Source organism: Micromonospora sp. NPDC049107 (assembly GCF_040648595.1).
GTDB lineage: Bacteria > Actinomycetota > Actinomycetes > Mycobacteriales > Micromonosporaceae > Micromonospora.
Genome location: NZ_JBEZEC010000019.1, coordinates 48,700 through 64,240, shown reverse-complemented (window position 1 = coordinate 64,240; position 15,541 = coordinate 48,700). Strand labels below are relative to the sequence as shown.

19 protein-coding genes and 1 riboswitch are annotated in these 15,541 nt (G+C 73.1%); of the genes, 7 read left to right on the top strand and 12 right to left on the bottom strand.

Annotated elements, in window-relative coordinates; all coding sequences use genetic code 11:
- Positions 1–249 precede the first annotated feature (249 nt).
- From AB0B55_RS31990 to AB0B55_RS31980, 3 genes are all read right to left on the bottom strand, one after another.
- Positions 250–1,050 (bottom strand): energy-coupling factor transporter transmembrane component T, encoded by an 801-nt coding sequence (locus tag AB0B55_RS31990; RefSeq protein WP_357175827.1) that lies wholly within the window; start codon positions 1,048–1,050, stop codon positions 250–252.
- Positions 1,051–1,141: 91 nt separating this feature from the next.
- Positions 1,142–2,545: an ABC transporter ATP-binding protein gene (locus tag AB0B55_RS31985; RefSeq protein ID WP_357175832.1), complete on the bottom strand. Its 1,404-nt coding sequence runs from the start codon at positions 2,543–2,545 to the stop codon at positions 1,142–1,144.
- Positions 2,546–2,756: 211 nt separating this feature from the next.
- Positions 2,757–3,344, bottom strand: coding sequence for an ECF transporter S component (locus tag AB0B55_RS31980; protein ID WP_357175824.1), 588 nt, complete (start codon positions 3,342–3,344; stop codon positions 2,757–2,759).
- Positions 3,345–3,421: 77 nt separating this feature from the next.
- A riboswitch (TPP riboswitch) is annotated at positions 3,422–3,526 on the bottom strand.
- Between the two features lie 108 nt (positions 3,527–3,634).
- On the opposite strand from AB0B55_RS31980, the gene AB0B55_RS31975 reads away from it, so the two are divergent.
- From AB0B55_RS31975 to AB0B55_RS31955, 5 genes are all read left to right on the top strand, one after another.
- Entirely contained in the window at positions 3,635–4,465 is an 831-nt protein-coding gene (locus AB0B55_RS31975; protein ID WP_357133272.1) for an alpha/beta fold hydrolase, read from the top strand.
- 23 nt (positions 4,466–4,488) lie between these two features.
- Positions 4,489–5,295, top strand: coding sequence for an AAC(3) family N-acetyltransferase (locus AB0B55_RS31970; RefSeq protein ID WP_357175821.1), 807 nt, complete (start codon positions 4,489–4,491; stop codon positions 5,293–5,295).
- Positions 5,292–6,041, top strand: a complete 750-nt coding sequence (locus AB0B55_RS31965) for an SIS domain-containing protein (RefSeq protein WP_357133276.1) — start codon at positions 5,292–5,294, stop codon at positions 6,039–6,041. The genes AB0B55_RS31970 and AB0B55_RS31965 overlap by 4 nt, the downstream gene beginning before the upstream one ends.
- Before the next feature lie 119 nt (positions 6,042–6,160).
- On the top strand, positions 6,161–6,664 hold the full coding sequence (locus AB0B55_RS31960) for a DUF6328 family protein (RefSeq protein ID WP_357133278.1): 504 nt from the start codon (positions 6,161–6,163) through the stop codon (positions 6,662–6,664).
- A gap of 197 nt (positions 6,665–6,861) precedes the next feature.
- On the top strand, positions 6,862–8,784 hold the full coding sequence (locus AB0B55_RS31955) for an acyl-CoA dehydrogenase family protein (protein WP_357133377.1): 1,923 nt from the start codon (positions 6,862–6,864) through the stop codon (positions 8,782–8,784).
- A 328-nt stretch (positions 8,785–9,112) separates the two neighbouring features.
- Here the strand turns inward: AB0B55_RS31955 and AB0B55_RS31950 are convergent, their stop codons facing one another.
- From AB0B55_RS31950 to AB0B55_RS31910, 9 genes are all read right to left on the bottom strand, one after another.
- On the bottom strand, positions 9,113–9,280 hold the full coding sequence (locus tag AB0B55_RS31950; RefSeq protein ID WP_357133280.1) for a hypothetical protein: 168 nt from the start codon (positions 9,278–9,280) through the stop codon (positions 9,113–9,115).
- A gap of 622 nt (positions 9,281–9,902) precedes the next feature.
- On the bottom strand, positions 9,903–10,511 hold the full coding sequence (locus AB0B55_RS31945) for a hypothetical protein (RefSeq protein WP_357133282.1): 609 nt from the start codon (positions 10,509–10,511) through the stop codon (positions 9,903–9,905).
- 82 nt (positions 10,512–10,593) lie between these two features.
- Positions 10,594–11,037 carry a GNAT family N-acetyltransferase gene (locus tag AB0B55_RS31940; RefSeq protein WP_357133284.1) on the bottom strand — a complete coding sequence of 148 codons (444 nt, stop codon included), beginning with the start codon at positions 11,035–11,037 and terminating at the stop codon, positions 10,594–10,596.
- Positions 11,034–11,432, bottom strand: a complete 399-nt coding sequence (locus AB0B55_RS31935; RefSeq protein ID WP_357133286.1) for a Fur family transcriptional regulator — start codon at positions 11,430–11,432, stop codon at positions 11,034–11,036. The genes AB0B55_RS31940 and AB0B55_RS31935 overlap by 4 nt, the downstream gene beginning before the upstream one ends.
- Positions 11,429–11,728, bottom strand: a complete 300-nt coding sequence (locus AB0B55_RS31930) for a metalloregulator ArsR/SmtB family transcription factor (protein ID WP_282257156.1) — start codon at positions 11,726–11,728, stop codon at positions 11,429–11,431. The genes AB0B55_RS31935 and AB0B55_RS31930 overlap by 4 nt, the downstream gene beginning before the upstream one ends.
- A 46-nt stretch (positions 11,729–11,774) precedes the next feature.
- A complete protein-coding gene (locus AB0B55_RS31925; protein ID WP_357133289.1) occupies positions 11,775–12,641 on the bottom strand; it encodes a metal ABC transporter permease in 867 nt (288 codons plus the stop codon).
- Between the two features lie 2 nt (positions 12,642–12,643).
- Entirely contained in the window at positions 12,644–13,405 is a 762-nt protein-coding gene (locus AB0B55_RS31920) for a metal ABC transporter ATP-binding protein (RefSeq protein ID WP_357133291.1), read from the bottom strand.
- Positions 13,402–14,352, bottom strand: coding sequence for a metal ABC transporter substrate-binding protein (locus AB0B55_RS31915; RefSeq protein WP_357133293.1), 951 nt, complete (start codon positions 14,350–14,352; stop codon positions 13,402–13,404). Before AB0B55_RS31915 ends, AB0B55_RS31920 begins: the two co-directional genes overlap by 4 nt.
- 54 nt (positions 14,353–14,406) lie before the next feature.
- The gene (locus AB0B55_RS31910) at positions 14,407–14,664 is read right to left on the bottom strand and encodes a hypothetical protein (protein WP_357133295.1); all 258 of its coding nucleotides are present in this window, start codon (positions 14,662–14,664) and stop codon (positions 14,407–14,409) included.
- Between the two features lie 29 nt (positions 14,665–14,693).
- On the opposite strand from AB0B55_RS31910, the gene AB0B55_RS31905 reads away from it, so the two are divergent.
- Positions 14,694–15,035 (top strand): antibiotic biosynthesis monooxygenase, encoded by a 342-nt coding sequence (locus AB0B55_RS31905; protein WP_357133297.1) that lies wholly within the window; start codon positions 14,694–14,696, stop codon positions 15,033–15,035.
- A 23-nt stretch (positions 15,036–15,058) separates the two neighbouring features.
- Positions 15,059–15,538, top strand: a complete 480-nt coding sequence (locus AB0B55_RS31900) for a hypothetical protein (protein WP_357133299.1) — start codon at positions 15,059–15,061, stop codon at positions 15,536–15,538.
- The last annotated feature ends 3 nt before the right edge of the window (positions 15,539–15,541 follow it).

Below are 15,541 nucleotides of genomic sequence, written 5' to 3'. Positions count from 1 at the left end.
GAGCCGGGGACACCACCCTCAGGGATGTCGTGGCCTCCTCAGTGTGGGCGCCCACTACATCCCTGAAGTTGCGCGGATCTTGCCGCCGGCCCGGCACGCCGGCCCGGCACGCCGGCGCGGGGGCCCGGCGCGCGGGGGCGCAGCGCGCGAGGGCTTGGCATGCGACCGGCCTGGCGTGCGACCGGCCTGGCGTGCGACCGGCCTGGCGTGCGACCGGCCTGGCGCGCGGCCGGCCGGCGTGGGCCGGTGTCAGCCGAGTAGGGGGCGGAAGGTTCCGGCCAGGATGCTCGTCGTCAGGGCCGCGCCGGCCAGCGCCGCCGCGCCGACGACCAGCAGCGTGTCGGCGAGCCGGAAGCGCTGCCGGCGGGCCACGGTACGGGGTGTGCCGGCGTCGAACCCGCGCGCGTCCATCGCGACGGCCAGCCGGGTACCTCGGCGGATCGCCCCGACCAGCAGCGCGAACGCCGTGGACGCGAAGAGTCGTAGCTTGGCTACCGGGTTGCGCCCCGCGTCGACGCCGCGGGCCCGGCGGGCCATGCTGATCATCTGCCACTCCTGTCCGAGCAGCGGCACGAGCCGGAACGCGGCCAGCGCCCCGATGGCGAACCGCGCCGGCGCCTTCGCGTTCTGGATCAACGCGTCCGCCAGGTCGGTCGGGTCGGTGGTGGCGAAGACGATCACCCCGGGCAGGGCCACCGCGAAGATCCGCAGCACCAGGCCGAGCGCGGTGAGCAGCACCCCGGTGCTCACCAGCACCGGCCCGGCGTCCAGCAGGACGCGACCGGACTGGTCGGCGGCGAAGAGCACCAGGGTGACCAGGATGCCGACGGCGCTGAGCAGCAGCGGCAGGGCCCGCCGGGCCAGGACCCGGTAGCGCAGGCCGAACAGCGGCAGCACGGCGAGTTCGACGGCGATGGCGACCGCGGGTGCCACCGGGTCGAGCGTGGCCAGCAGGGTGAACGAGAAGACCAACGCGGCGGCGAGCTTCGCCACCGGATTGCGGCGGGCCAACGGCGCTCCGGGCCGGGCGACCGGCTCGATGCTGATCATCGGCGTGGCTCCTGTTCGGCGCTGCGGCGTCGGTAGCGGCGCGTCGCCGCGTTCACGATCGCTCCGAGGTGACGGTTGCGCGCCGCCGCGCTCACGACCGCTCCAGGGTGACGGTGCGGTCGGCGAGCGCGGCGACGAAGTCCGGGTCGTGGGTGACGCTGACGACGCCGTGCCCGGCGTCGCGCAGGTCGGCGAAGAGGTCGACCAGCTCGCCCCAGGTCCGCCGGTCCTGGCCGAAGGTGGGTTCGTCGCAGATCAGCAGGCGTGGCGCGGTGGCCAGGGCCGTCGCCACGCTGAGGCGTCGCGCCTCCCCACCGGAGAGGGTGTACGGGTTGGCCGCCGCGAGCCGGGTCAGTCGTAACCGCTCGAGTAGCCCGGCCACCGTCGCCTTGACCGCTGCCTCGGGTTGACCCGTCCGGCGTGGGCCGAGCGCCAGCTCGTCGAAGACGGTGCCGGTGACGAACTGGTGCTCCGGGTCCTGAAAGACCGACCCGATGCGCCGCGCCAGCGTGGGGGCGCGCCAGCGGTGCGGGGGAGTGCGATGGTCGGCGTCGGCCAGCTCGGCCGAGGCGGTGACCCGGCCGGTACCCGGTTTGAGCAGCCCGCCGAGCAGCAGCGCCAGGGTGGACTTGCCGGCGCCGTTCGGTCCTCGTACGGCGAGGGCCTCTCCGGCGCGTACCGCCAGATCGGTGGGGCCCAGCCGCGACGGCAGGCCGAGCCGGTCGGCGGTGAGCAGCACGTCGCCGGCGGCGGCGGTGGCCCGGCGCGGCGCGATGGGGTGACCGGGCACCCAGACGCCCTCGGCGGCGAGGGCGTCGCCGTGCGTGGCGAAGACCGCGTCGGGTGGCCCGTCCGCGCGGATGCCGCCGCCGGGCTCCAGGACGACCACCCGGTCGACCAGGGGCAACGCCTCAGCCACCCGGTGTTCGACGAGGATCAGGGTGGTGTCGGCGTCCAGCGCGCCCGACACGGCGCCCCGGACCAGGGTGGCGCCGTCCGGATCGAGGTTGGCGGTCGGCTCGTCGAGCAGCAGCAGGCTGGGCCGCAGCGCCAACGCGCCGGCCAGGGCGAGGCGCTGCTGTTCGCCGCCGGAGAGGGCGGCCGTGTTGCGGTCGCGGGGGTACGGGAAGCCGACGCGCCGCAGCGCCTCGTCGACGCGCGGCCAGATCTCGTCCGCGGGTACGCCCCGGTTCTCCAACCCGAACGCGACGTCGTCGCCGCTGCGTGCCATGACCAACTGGGACTGCGGGTCCTGAAAGACGATGCCGACCCGCTCCCGGCCCTTGCGCGGGTCGAGCCCGTCGATCTCGACGGTGCCCTCCTGCTCACCGGAGTCGTCCGGCAGCAGCCCGGCCAGTGCGCTGAGCAGGGTGCTCTTGCCGGCTCCCGAGGGCCCGAGCAGCAGCACCCGCTCGCCGTCCTCCACTCGGAGATCCACCCCGCGCAGCGCCCAGGCCCGCCGCCCGGCGTGCCGCCACCCAAAACCCCGCAGCAGTACCCCCACAACCCCTCCTCCCGGTTCCCCACACGCTGTTGATCAAGAGGTTCGTGTCAGAATTCCGCCTCGTGGTGACGCGAACCTCTTGATCAACGAGGCAGGGTCGGACGAGGCCGGGTCGGACGGGGCCGGGTCGGACGAGGCCGGGTCGGACGAGGCCGGGTCGGACGGGACAGGGTCGGACGGGACAGGGTCGGACGGGACAGCGTCAGACCAGCGCGCGGGTTCGGCCTGATGGGAGGCGGTCCAGGGCGCCGGTGTTGGCCAGGGCGCGGGTGAGCGCCCAGCCGCCTACACCTGCGATGATCGTGGCGCTGACGATGGTGAGCAGCGCGTACGGGATGCGGTAGTCGCCCAGCGCGTACTCGGCGTTCCAGACGAAGAAGTCGAACAGGGCCGCGCTGAGGCCGGTCAGCGCGCCGGCCAGCACGGCGGTCGGCAGCCGGTACGACCGGTACCGGAACGCGGCGAACGCCAGCTCGGCCCCGATGCCCTGCACGATGCCCTGCGGGATGACCGTGCCGGCCCACTGGCTGCCCAGCAGCGCGGACACGACGGCGGCCACCGTCTCGCAGTAGAGCGCCGCGCCGGGCTTGCGGATGACCAGCCCGCCGACCACGGCCGGCATCAGCCAGACGCCGTAGATCAGCGTCTGCGCCGGCGGGAAGAAGGCGAACGCGCCCTCGGTGGCGCTCCAGACCAGGCCCCAGGCCCAGAAGATGACGCCGAAGGCGACCGCGATCACCGAGGCGACCACGATGTCGATCGTGCGCCAACGGCTGGTGGTGTTGTCCATGCTGTGCTCCCAGTTCAGTGAAACGAACCAGGAGAAGACGCACGCCGCGCGTCCGGTGGCACCGGACCCACGGCGCGGCTGGAGGTCGACCGAACTCCCTGCGCTGGCATTACCCAGATCAGGTTCGAGGGTCTGCGGGCGTGCCCGCACTCTCAGCGCTGTGCGCTCCCCTGTCGGATGTGAAGTTGTCTCGCTGACGCTAGCACCGACCAGGGGTAACAGCCCAGCAGGGCGTCCCCGCGGCCGGCGCATCCGGGTCGGCGCGACGACGGCTGGGTAGGCTGACGATCATGCAGGTCGACGCGCGGGGTCTGACATTCGAGGTACGCACCGGCGGCCCGTCCGACGGCGTCCCCGTCCTGCTGCTGCACGGGTTTCCGCAGCACAGCGGCGAGTGGGACGAGGTCGTGCCGCCGTTGCACGCCGCCGGACTGCGCACGTACGCCCTCGACCAGCGGGGCTACTCGCCGGGCGCGCGCCCCGCCGAGGTGGCGGGGTACCGGATTCCCGAACTGGTCGCCGACGCGGTCGCGGTGCTCGACGCGCTCGGCCTGGACGCCGTGCACCTCGTCGGCCACGACTGGGGCGCGGTCGTGGCCTGGGCGGTGGCCGCCGCGCACCCGCAGCGGGTCCGTACGTTGACGGCGGTGTCGGTGCCGCACCCGGCGGCCATGGCACACGCGCTCGCCACGGACGGCCAGCAGAAGGCCCGGTCGTCGTACATCGCGCTGTTCCGCAAGCCGGGCAAGGCCGAGAAGGTGCTGCTCGCGTGGCACGCGACGGCGCTGCGCAAGCTGCTGGGCGGGGTGGGCGACGCCACCCGGGTGAACCGCTACGCCGACCCGATGCGCGAGCCGGGCGCGCTCACCGCCGCCCTGAACTGGTACCGGGCGATGTCCCGCGCGGACCTGGCCGCCGTGGCCCCGGTCGCCGTACCGACCACCTACGTGTGGAGCGACCGGGACGTCGCGATCGGCCGGACCGCCGCCGAGGCGTGCGCCGCCAACGTCACCGGCGACTATCGCTTCGTACCCCTGGCCGGGGTGACCCACTGGATCCCGGACGCCGCGCCCGACGCGCTGGCCGAGGCGGTCCTGGCGCGGGTCGCCGGGACGGCGTGAGCCGTGCCAGGCGGAGGAGAGCTGTGACCGCGCCCGTCGGCGGGCCGGGCACCCGTCGGTCGATCGCCGCGCAGCTCCGCCTGCTGGGCGTACGCCCCGGATCGACGGTGCTGGTGCACGCCGGGATGCGCCCGCTGGGCTACGTCTGCGGCGGACCGCAGGCGCTGGCGCTGGCGCTGCGTGACGCGCTCGGCCCGGACGGCACGATCGTGGTACCCACCCACACCCCCGACAACAGCGACCCCGCGCAGTGGCGCAACCCGCCGGTGCCGGTGGACTGGTGGCCGCTGATCCGCGCCGAGATGCCCGGCTTCGACCCGGCGGTCACGCCGAGCCGGCACATGGGCGTGTTCGCCGAGACGGTCCGCTGCTGGCCCTCGGCGATGCGTAGCACGCATCCCCAGGTGTCGTTCGCGGCGCTCGGCCCGTCGGCCGGGCAGGTGGTGGCGGGGCACGAACTGGCCGACATGCTCGGCGAGGGCTCGCCGCTGGCCCGGCTCTACGACCTGGACGCCGACGTGCTGCTGCTCGGAGTCGACCACAGCGTCAACACCTCGCTGCACCTGGCCGAGTACCGCCGTCCCGCCCTGGTCCGCGAGCGACTGGGCGCGGCGGTGCGGACTGCCGACGGCGGCCGGGAATGGGTGTGGTGGCAGGACGTCCGGCTCGACGGAAGCGACTTCGGCGCGCTGGGCCGGGACCTCGATGCCACGACGGTGGTCCGCGTCGGCCCGGTGGGCGCCGGGACGGCGAGGCTGGTACGCCAGCGGGCGACGGTCGACTTCGCGGTGCGGTGGTTCGCCCGCAACAGACGGACGGAGGACATATGACGGTGAGCGCCGGGGACTACCTGAGGGTGGTGACCGAGACGATGTCCCGGGTGGCCGCCAGCCAGGCCGAGGCCGTGGGCCGGGCCGCCGACCTGATCGCCGAGGCGGTACGCGCCGACGGGGTGGTGCACGCCTTCGGCACCGGGCACTCGGAGGCCCTCGCCATGGAGATCGCCGGCCGGGCCGGCGGGCTGGTACCCACCAACCGGATCGCCCTGCGGGACCTGGTGCTGCTCGGCGGCGAGCCGGCCGACGTGCTCGGGCCGCTGCTGGAACGGGACCCGGCGGTGGCGCACCGGCTCTGGGCGTTGGCTCCCGTACGGCCCGCCGACATCTTCGTGCTCGCCTCGAACTCCGGGGTCAACGGCGCGATGGTCGAGTTCGCCACGCTGCTCAAGGAGCGGGGTCACCAGCTGGTGGCGATCACCTCCGCACAGCATTCCGGCCGGATGACCTCCCGCCACCCGTCCGGGCGCAAGCTGGCCGACCTCGCCGACGTGGTGCTCGACAACGGCGCCCCGTACGGCGACGCGACGCTGCCGCTGCCCGACGGGGGCGCGGTCGGCGCGGTCTCCTCGATCACGGCCGCGCTGCTGGCCCAGCAGGTCACCGTGGAGGTGGTGGCCCGGCTGCTCGCGGCGGGTGAGCGGCCTCCGGTCTACCTGTCGGCGAACATCCCGGACGGGGACGCGCACAACAATGCGCTGGAGGCCCGGTACGTGGGTCGGATCCGTCGCGGGTCCTGACATTGCCGCACGATGAACGGCAGGTGTCGTGAGCCTGTTTCACGCTCGGTCGTGTGGGGCATTGGCGTTGCTGCCGGCGGCCGGGACCGCCGGCAGTACCGTCTCACCGGAGGTAGCGCGTGTCCAAGGAGACCGAGAAGCAACGCTGGCAGCGCAACTTCGCCGACCTGCTCCAGGAGTTGCGGGTCGCCCAGACCGGCGTGCAGATCCTCTTCGCCTTCCTGCTCACCCTGCCGTTCAGCAACGGGTTCACCCGGACCAGCGAGTTCCAGCGCGACGTCTACATCGTCGCCCTGCTCGCCGCGGCCGCCGCCACCGCGATGATCATTTCGCCGGTGGCGTTCCACCGGGCGCTGTTCCGCCAGGGGCGCAAGCCGGAACTGGTGCGGTTCGCGCACCTCATGGCGACCGGCGGCCTCGCCTTCATGCTGATCGCCATGGTCAGCGCGGTGCTGCTGATCACCGACTTCGTGCTGGACCGGCCGATCGCCTTCGTGTTGAGCGCGCTGGCCGGGCTCTGGTTCCTCGTCTTCTGGGTGATCCTGCCGTTCGCCCGCCGCAACTGGGGTGACGACGACATCGACGACGAGGACGACGACCCGGACACGCTCAGCGTGGGCTGATCTTCGTCGATGTTCCCGCCACGCTACCCCTGGGTAACAACCGGGGGTAGCGTGGCGTTAGTCGCACACGTCGAGCAGCCGCACCGAGCTTCGAGGGGGCAGCCGTGACCACGACACAGGACGGCCGACCGGCACCGGACGGCCCCGAATCCGGTCCTGCCCCCGAACCCGGTGCCTCGGCCGGCACCGCCGCGCCGCTGCCCGCCGAGGCGGGCCAGGTCTCGGAGAAGGAGGCCCGCCGAGTCGCCGAGGCCGCCCGCGAGTCCACCTGGGACCGTCCCAGCTTCGGCAAGGAACTGTTCCTCGGCCGGTTCCGGCTCGACCTCATCGACCCGTGGCCGCGCTCCGACCCGGACGACGTGGCCCGCGCTGAGGAGTTCCTCGGCCAGCTGCGCTCCTTCGTCACCTCCGAGGTGGACGGCGCGGCCATCGAGCGGGACGCCTCCATCCCCGACTCCGTCTTCCACGGCCTCGCCGACCTCGGCGCGTTCGGCATGAAGATCGACCGGAAGTACGGCGGCCTTGGGCTCAGCAACCTGCACTACTGCCGGGCCCTGATGCTGGCCGGCTCGGCCAGCCCGGCGATCGGCGCGCTGCTCTCGGCCCACCAGTCGATCGGCGTGCCGCAACCGCTGAAGATGTTCGGCACCGCCGAGCAGAAGCAGCGTTTCCTGCCCCGACTCGCCGCAGGGGAGGTCTCCGCGTTCCTGCTCACCGAGCCGGACGTCGGCTCCGACCCGGCGCGCCTCGCCACCACCGCCGAACCGACCGACGACGGCACCGGTTACCGGCTCAACGGCGTGAAACTCTGGGCCACCAACGGCACCGTGGCCACCCTGCTGGTGGTGATGGCCCGGGTGCCCGCCACCGAAGGTCGACGCGGCGGCATCACCGCGTTCGTGGTGGACGGCGACAGCGCCGGCATCACCGTGGAACGGCGCAACGAGTTCGTCGGCCTGCGCGGCCTGGAAAACAGCCTGACCCGTTTCCACGACGTCTTCGTGCCCGCCGAGAACGTCATCGGCGGCGAGGGCAAGGGCCTCAAGATCGCCCTGACCACGCTGAACACCGGCCGGCTCTCCCTACCGGCCATGTGCGTGGGCGCCGGCAAGTGGGCGCTGCACGTGGCCCGGGGATGGGCCGCCGACCGCGTCCAGTGGGGACGACCGGTGGGCGAGCACGAGGCCGTCGCCCAGAAGCTCTCCTTCATCGCCGCGACCACGTACGGCATGGAGACCATGCTCGACCTGTGCTGCCTGCTCGCCGACGACGACCGCAACGACATCCGGATCGAGGCGGCGCTGGTCAAGCTCTACGCCAGTGAGATGGCCTGGAAGATCGCCGACGAGCTGGTCCAGATCCGGGGCGGGCGCGGCTACGAGACCGCCGACTCGCTGGCCGCCCGCGGCGAACGCCCGGCCAACGTTGAACAGGTGCTCCGCGACCTGCGCATCAACCGGATCTTCGAGGGCTCCACCGAGATCATGCACCTGCTGATCGCCCGGGAGGCCGTCGACGCCCACCTGTCGGTGGCCGGCGACATCATCGACCCGGAGGCGGGGCTCGGCCGCAAGGCCCGCGCCGGCGCCCGAGCGGGAGCGTTCTACGCGCGGTGGCTGCCGACCCTCACGGTCGGCAAGGGCCAGAGCCCATCGGCGTACGCCGAGTTCGGCCCCCTCGCCGGCCACCTGCGTCAAGTGGAACGCTCCTCGCGCAAGCTGGCCCGTTCGACGTTCTACGCGATGTCCCGTTGGCAGGGAAAGATGGAGCGCAAGCAGGCGTTCCTCGGGCGCATCGTGGACATCGGCGCGGAGCTGTTCGCGATGTCCGCCGTCTGCGTCCGCGCGTCCGCCGAACGTGACTCCCACCCGGAGAACGTCGAGCTGGCCGACCTGTTCTGCCGGCAGGCCCGCGTTCGGGTGGACGCGCTGTTCGCCGCCCTCTGGGACAACACCGACTCGGTCGACACCGCCGCCGCCAAGCGGATCCTCGCAGGCCGCTACGCGAGCGTGGAGGAGGGCGTCGTCACCCCGTCCGCCGAACTGCCCTGGGTGGCCCGCTGGGAGCCCGGCCCGTCCACCGCCGAGGACGTCCGCCGCCGTATCCCCCCGAAACCGTAACGTTCGCGACAGGTCCCCCGCCCCATCGGCGGGGACGATCGCGGCGTTGGCAGGGAGATCGTGCTCGATCCTGGATCCAGTGGCATCCCTCCGACCCCGAGGCCACTACTTCCTGGTTCGAGCACGATCGCGGCTCGGCTCGGCGCGGCTCGGCTCGGCGCGGCTCGGCTCGGCTCGGCTCGGCGCGGCGCGGCGCGGCGCGGCGCGGCTCGGCTCGGGGCGCGGGTCGGGGCGGCGCGGCGCGGGTCGGCGCGGCGCGGCGCGGGTCGGGGCGGCGCGGGTCGGGGCGGCGCGGGGCGCGGGTCGGGTCGGGTCGGGGCGGGGCACGTCAGCGGGCGACCGCCCAGGCCAACACCCCGGCCAGGATCAGACCGTTGAGCACGGCCAGCGCGAGGTACGCGGCGGGCGGGATCTTCTTGCCCCGGCGGACGAAGGAGACCAGCACGGCGGCGTAGCCGAGCAGCAGGACGGCGATGACGATCAGGAAGTAGAACACCCGACGACCTTAACGGCCTGCACCCGCCCCTCCGAGCCGCCGCCACACCCCCGCCCCCGCGCCCCCCGCCCCCGCGCCCCCCGCCCCCGCGGCCCGGGTCCGGTGTCCGCGCCGATCTTGCACTTTCGGTCGTCAACTCGGCACGGTATGCCCCTTTAGTCACCACAGAAAGTGCAAGATCGCGAGGCGGTCACCGCCCGACCTCGTCGATCATGGAGTTGTGGTGCCTGTTATGGGGGTTGACGGGTGCTTTGTCGCCCACCAGAACTCCATGATCGACGGGCGAGGGTGCGGGCGGGGTGGGGCGGACGTGGGGGTGGGGGTGAGGGCGCGCCCGTGGGCGGGGGCTTGGGCGCGGCTGGGTGAGGGTGACGGTCGGCGTGAGGGCGTGTGGCGGGGGTGAGGGTGACGGTCTCGGCGTGAGGGCACGTGGCGGGGGCGAGGGCGTGGGCGCGTGGGGAGGGCGAGAGCGTGGGCGCGGGTGGGCGCGTGGCGGGGGCGTGGGCGCGTGGCGGGGGCGAGGGCGTGGGCCCGGGTGGGCCCGGGTGGGCGCGTCGAGGGTGCGTCGAGGGCGCGTGGCGAGCGCGAAGGTGGGCGTGCGGGCGTGAGGTGAGGGCTGGGGTTAGCGGGATTTGTGGCGGAGGCCTAGGTGGCGTAGTTCCAGGGCGGCCAGGGCGTCGACGGTGTCGTCGTCGCCGCGTCGCCACGCCTCGGCGACGTCGGGCGCGATCCGGGTGAGGCGGCCCAGCGGTTGGGTGGCCAGCGCGCGCAGCGCGAGCAGGTCCCGTCCGGCGGGTACGGCGGCGAGCTTGGCGGCCGAGCCGGCGCGGCGCATCCAGCGCAGCCGCAGCGGCAGCCAACCGAAGAGCACCAGACCGAGCGGGAAGATCAGCACCGCGACGGCGAGGGCGAGGGCGAGTTGGTCGACGAGGTGCTGCTGCTCCCGGCCGGCGTCGGCGAGCCCTCGGGCGGCGTCGGCGGCGCGCTGGAAGGGCGCGGTCAGCTCGTCACCGACCAGCGGTACCCGGCGTACCTTGCCGCCGGCGTCGGCGAGGTTGTCGGCGAGGCCACTGCCCGCGCCCTCCAGCTTCTGCCCGGGTACGGCGAGCTTCTGCACCAGGTCGTGCAGCCAGAGGGCGGCGCGGATCGCGGCGTACACCCAGATGACGACGAGCAGGTCGGTGAGCAACTGACGGACGGCGGTCGGAAACCGATCGGCGTAGATCTTCACGTCGGACAGCGTGCCACGAACGACGACGGCCCGGCACCCGTCGATTCGGTGGCCGGACCGGAGGGCGGGAACCAGCCGTCGATCAGGCGAGCCGCAGGTCCACGAACGCGATGGTGTCGCCCGGTAGGACGTACCGTTCGGTCTCGACGAAGCCGTGGTGGCGGGCGAACCGCAGGCCCTCGTCGTTGGACGCCAGGACGACGGTTTCGATGGTCTGCGCGCCCAGCTCACGGGCCCGGGCCAGCCCGCGCTGGTAGATCTGCTCCCCGTAGCCGTGCCGGCGGCTCTCGGGTAGCACCCGGGCGATCACGGTCGCGGCGTCGGGTGCCGGGGGACGTACGGTCGAGCAGCCCACGGCGACCCCGTCGGCGTACGCGACCTCGAGGATGTGGCGCTGGGCGCGAGCGGCGATCTCGTCGGCCGACAGGGGCGCCGTCGGGATGATCGAGTTGTGGATGTGCTGCCAGTCGCGCAGCGCCGTCTCAGCGCCCGCGGACTGCACCGGCGTGAACCGAAGACCCGTCATCGGACGCAGGTCGGGCAGGTGCCGAAGATCTCCAGGGTGTGGCTGACGTCGGCGTACCCGTGCTCGGCGGCGACTCGGTCCGCCCAGCTCTCCACCGCCGGGCCGGCGACCTCGACCGTCCGCCCGCAGGCCCGGCAGACCAGGTGGTGGTGGTGGCCCTCGCTGCACCGGCGGTAGAGGTGCTCGCCACCGGGCGGGCGCATCACGTCGATCTCGCCCGCGTCGGCCAGCCCCTGGAGGGTGCGGTAGACGGTGGTCAGGCCGACCCGCTCGCCGCGCTGCCGGAGCATCGCGTGCAGATCCTGGGCGCTGTGGAAGCCCTCCATCTCGCCCAGCAGCGCGCTCACCGCCGAGCGCTGCCGGGTGTTGCGTACGGCGGCGTTGCTCTCGCTCATGATCCCTCCCCCGCGTGACTGACCGCGTCCGCCACGATGTGCGCGACGTGCTCGTCGACCAGGCTGTAGGCGATCTCCCGACCGCGACGCGAGCCCCGCACCACGCCCGCCCCGCGCAGCACCCGCAGGTGCTGGGAGACCAGCGGCTGCGCGGCGCCCAGCTTCTCCACCAGCTCGTGCACGCACCGCTCGCCGTCGGCGAGTTCGCTGACGATGGCCAGCCGGATGGGCGCGGACAAGGCTCGGAGCAGTTCGCTGGCTCCGTCGAAACCCTCGTAGCCCGTTGCGCTGGTCATCTTGCAACGGTAACCAATACCACCGACATCCGCCGATCCGGCACAGCTAGTCCAGCACGACCTCGTGCGGCTCCAGGGCTGGTACGAGCGCCGGCGCGGTGCGGCGGTGCCGCCTACGCCAGATCGTCCCGGCGACGGCCATCACCAGGAAGGAGGCGATCGCCAGCAGTACCACCGAGGCCCCGGGCGGGGTGTCGGCGCTGGCGGCCACCCAGACACCCGAGCCGGCGGCGAGGAACCCGAGCGCCATGGCGGCGGTCATCGTGCTGCGGAAGCCTCGGGTGACCTGCTGGGCTGCGGCCACCGGAACCACCATCAGCGCGCTGATCAGCAACACGCCGACGGCCCGCATCGCGATGGTCACCGTGACCGCGGTGGTGACCGCGATCAGCAGGTTGAGCGTGCGCACCGGGAGGCCGGAGACGCGGGCGTACTCCTCGTCGTGGCTGATCGCGAAGAGCGCCGGCCGCAGGGCGATCATGGTGATCAGGATCGCCGCACCGAGCACTCCGACGGTGATCAGGTCGTTGGTCGAGGTGGAGAGCAACGATCCGAACAGGTAGGCGTTGAGGTTGGCGCTCGTCGCGTCCGAGAGGCCGACCAGCAGGACGCCACCGGCGATGCCGCCGTAGAAGAGCAGGGCCAGGGCCAGATCGCCGGAGGTACGCCCGCGGGCGCGGACCAGCTCGATGGTGATCGCGCCGACGGTGGCGACGATCACCGCCACCAGCACCGGTGAGCGGTTCAGGAGCAGGCCTGCGCCGACACCCGTCAACGCCACGTGGCCGATGCCGTCGCCGATCAGCGTCAGTCGGCGCTGCACCAGGTAGATGCCGAGCGCCGGAGCGGCCAGGCCGATCACCAGCGCGCCGATCAGGGCACGCTGCATGTAGGGGTACTGGAAGAGTTCCATCGTCAGTTGCTCCACAGCCCGGCGGGCTCGTCGGGACCGTGCGGGTGCACGTGGTCGTGGTCGGGCTCGGCGTGGTGGCCGGCCGGGTCCGGGACCGGGCCGTCGTGACAGATGCCGCCCTGGTGGACGACGACCGCCCGGCTGATCACCGGTCGCAGCGGGCCCAGCTCGTGGGCCACCAGCAGCACCGTCCCGCCGTCGGAGACGAAGTCGCGCAACGCGCCCGCGAACGCCTCCTGGCTGGCCGCGTCCACCCCGGCGGTGGGCTCGTCGAGGATCAGCAACTCCGGCTTACCGGCCAGCGCGCGGGCGATCAGGGTGCGCTGCTGCTGACCGCCGGAGAGGGTGGACACCGGATCGGTGGCCCGGTCGGCGAGCCCGACCGCCCGCAGCGCCGCGTCGACGGCGGCCCGGTCGGCGGCGCCGGGCGGGCGCAGGATGCCCCGGCGGGCCAGCCGGCCGGAGGCCACCACCTCACGGACGGTGGCGGGCACGCCCGACCCGGCGCCGAGGCGCTGCGGGACGTACCCGATGCGCTGCCACTGGCGGAACTGGCGCAACGGCCGGTCGAAGAGGGTGATCGAGCCGGAGCTGAGCGGCACCAGGCCGAGGATCGTGCGGATCAGCGTCGACTTGCCGGAGCCGTTGGCGCCGAGCACCGCGACCACCTCCCCGGCGGTCACGGTGAACGAGACGTCCCGGAGCACGGTGCGGCCGTCGTAGCCGACCGCGCCGTGTTCGACGGTGATGACAGGGGTGCTCATGAGCAGCTCAACGCCGTCCGCAGGGTCCGCAGGTTGGTACGCATCACCGAAAAGTAGTCGGCGTCGCTGCCCGCTGCGAGTCCTTCGATCGGATCGAGCACCGCGGTCTTCGCGCCGACCTGACCGGCGATGGTCTCGGCGACCTTCGGGCTGACCAGCGCCTCGAAGAAGATCGTGGTGGCGTGGTGCTCCTTCGCCTCCTCGATGACCTGGGCGAGCCGCTGTGGCGAGGGCTCGACGTCGGGGCTGAGCCCGGTGATGCCGACCTGGTCGAGGCGGTAGCGGTCGGCGAGGTAGCCGAACGCGGTGTGGCTGGTCACGATCTCGCGTCGCTGGCAGGTCGCCAGGCCCTTGGTGAACTCGCCGTCGAGGGTGGTCAGGTCGGCGCGCAGGGCCGCGGCGCGGGCGGTGTAGTCGGCGGCGTGCTTCTCATCGACCGTGCCGAGCTGTTGGGCGAGCTTGTCGCCGATGGTGGCGAGCCGGATCGGGTCGAGCCAGACGTGCGGGTCCTTGGCGTGCCCGTGCCCCTCCTCGCCCTCCTCGTCGCCCTCGTGGTTGTGGCCGCCGGCGCTCGCGTCCATCAGCGGCTGCACGCTGGCCACGTCGAACACGGGTGCGTCGTCGTCCTGCGCGATCGCCTCGTCCACCGCGGGCTGGAAGCCCTTGAGGTAGACGATCAGCTCGGCCTCGGTGATGTCACCGACCTGGCGCGGGCTCAGCTCCAGGTCGTGCGGCTCGGCGCCGGGCTTGGCCAGGTTGGTGACGCGGACGGCGTCGCCGCCGACGCGCTCGGCGACGAACTGGAGTGGGTAGAACGCGGCCACCACATCGACCCGTTGGGGATCGGCGCCGGCCGGGCCGGCGGTGGAGCAGCCGGCGGCGGCGCCCAGGGCGATCAGGGCGGTCGCGGCGGCGGCCAGGACACGGGACGTGGTGCGGTTGCTCATGCCGCCAACTGTCCGTGGTAACGACAATGATTGTCAAAAACGCATGCTTGCATGTCAGAGCAGCTTCGCCAGGCCCACCGTCACCAGCAGAGTCAGCATCAGCAGTCGGACCACCCTCGTCTGCGGCGCCTGAACCGACCACGTGGTCGCCAACAGGACGATCAGGGCGGCGGCGAGGGCCAGCGTCAGCAGGCCGCCGACCACCCCCGGCGTGAAGAACGCCACCAGCACCACCACCAGGGTGAGCAGGAACACCGACGTCGGGTTCGCCCCGGCCAACCGGGCCAGCAGAGGGCGCTGCGTACGCTGCATCCCACAGACTCTACGAGGAGGAACCCCCGGTGCTGGTGACCAACCGGTTCGTGGTCGACGTCGATGTCGCCGACGGCTTCACCGAACGGGCGCACGCCGCCCTCACCGCGCTGGCCGCCTGCCCCGGCTACCTGCGCGGCCAACTCGTCCGGGCCCTGGACGACCCCCGGTACTGGTCCCTGGTTACCGAGTGGGAGACGGTCGGCACCTACCGGCGGGCGCTGGGCGGCTTCGAGGTCAAGGTGAGCGCGGTGCCGTTGCTCGCCGAGTCGGTCGACGAGCCGTCCGCGTACGAGGCGCTGGCCAGCGCCGCGCCGGGCGGAGCCGTGGTGGTCGCCGAGAGTGATCGGGCCGCAGGTCCTTACCGCTGAGACTCGGGCACTACCCTGCTCCTATGACCGCACCCGCCCCGCCGCCCGGTCCCGGTGTGGCTCCGCCCTTCGCCGCGCCTCCCACCGAGGGGCGTCGTACCCGGCTCTGGATCGGACTCGGCGTCGGCGCCCTCGCCGTGCTGCTCTGCTGCGGCGGGGGTGGCACGGCCATCGTGGGCCTGGCCGTGAGCGGCGTGCAGGCGGTACGCGAGCAGGGCCGCACGGTGACCGGCGACTACTACCAGGCGCTCGTCGAGCGCAACTACGGCCGGGCGTACGACCAGCTCTGCGACGACGCGCAGCGGCGCGAGTCCCGCCCCGAGTTCGAGCGGCGGGCGGCCGCCGAGCCGCAGGTCACCGCGTTCCGGGTGGGTGAGGTGGACACCACCAACCTCACCGTGCCGGTGGACGTGACCCTGGACGGCGGCGACCGGGAGCGTCAGCAGGTCAGCCTGGGTCAGGACGGTCAGACCGGTGGCATGGAGGTCTGCGGGGTGAGCTGACCC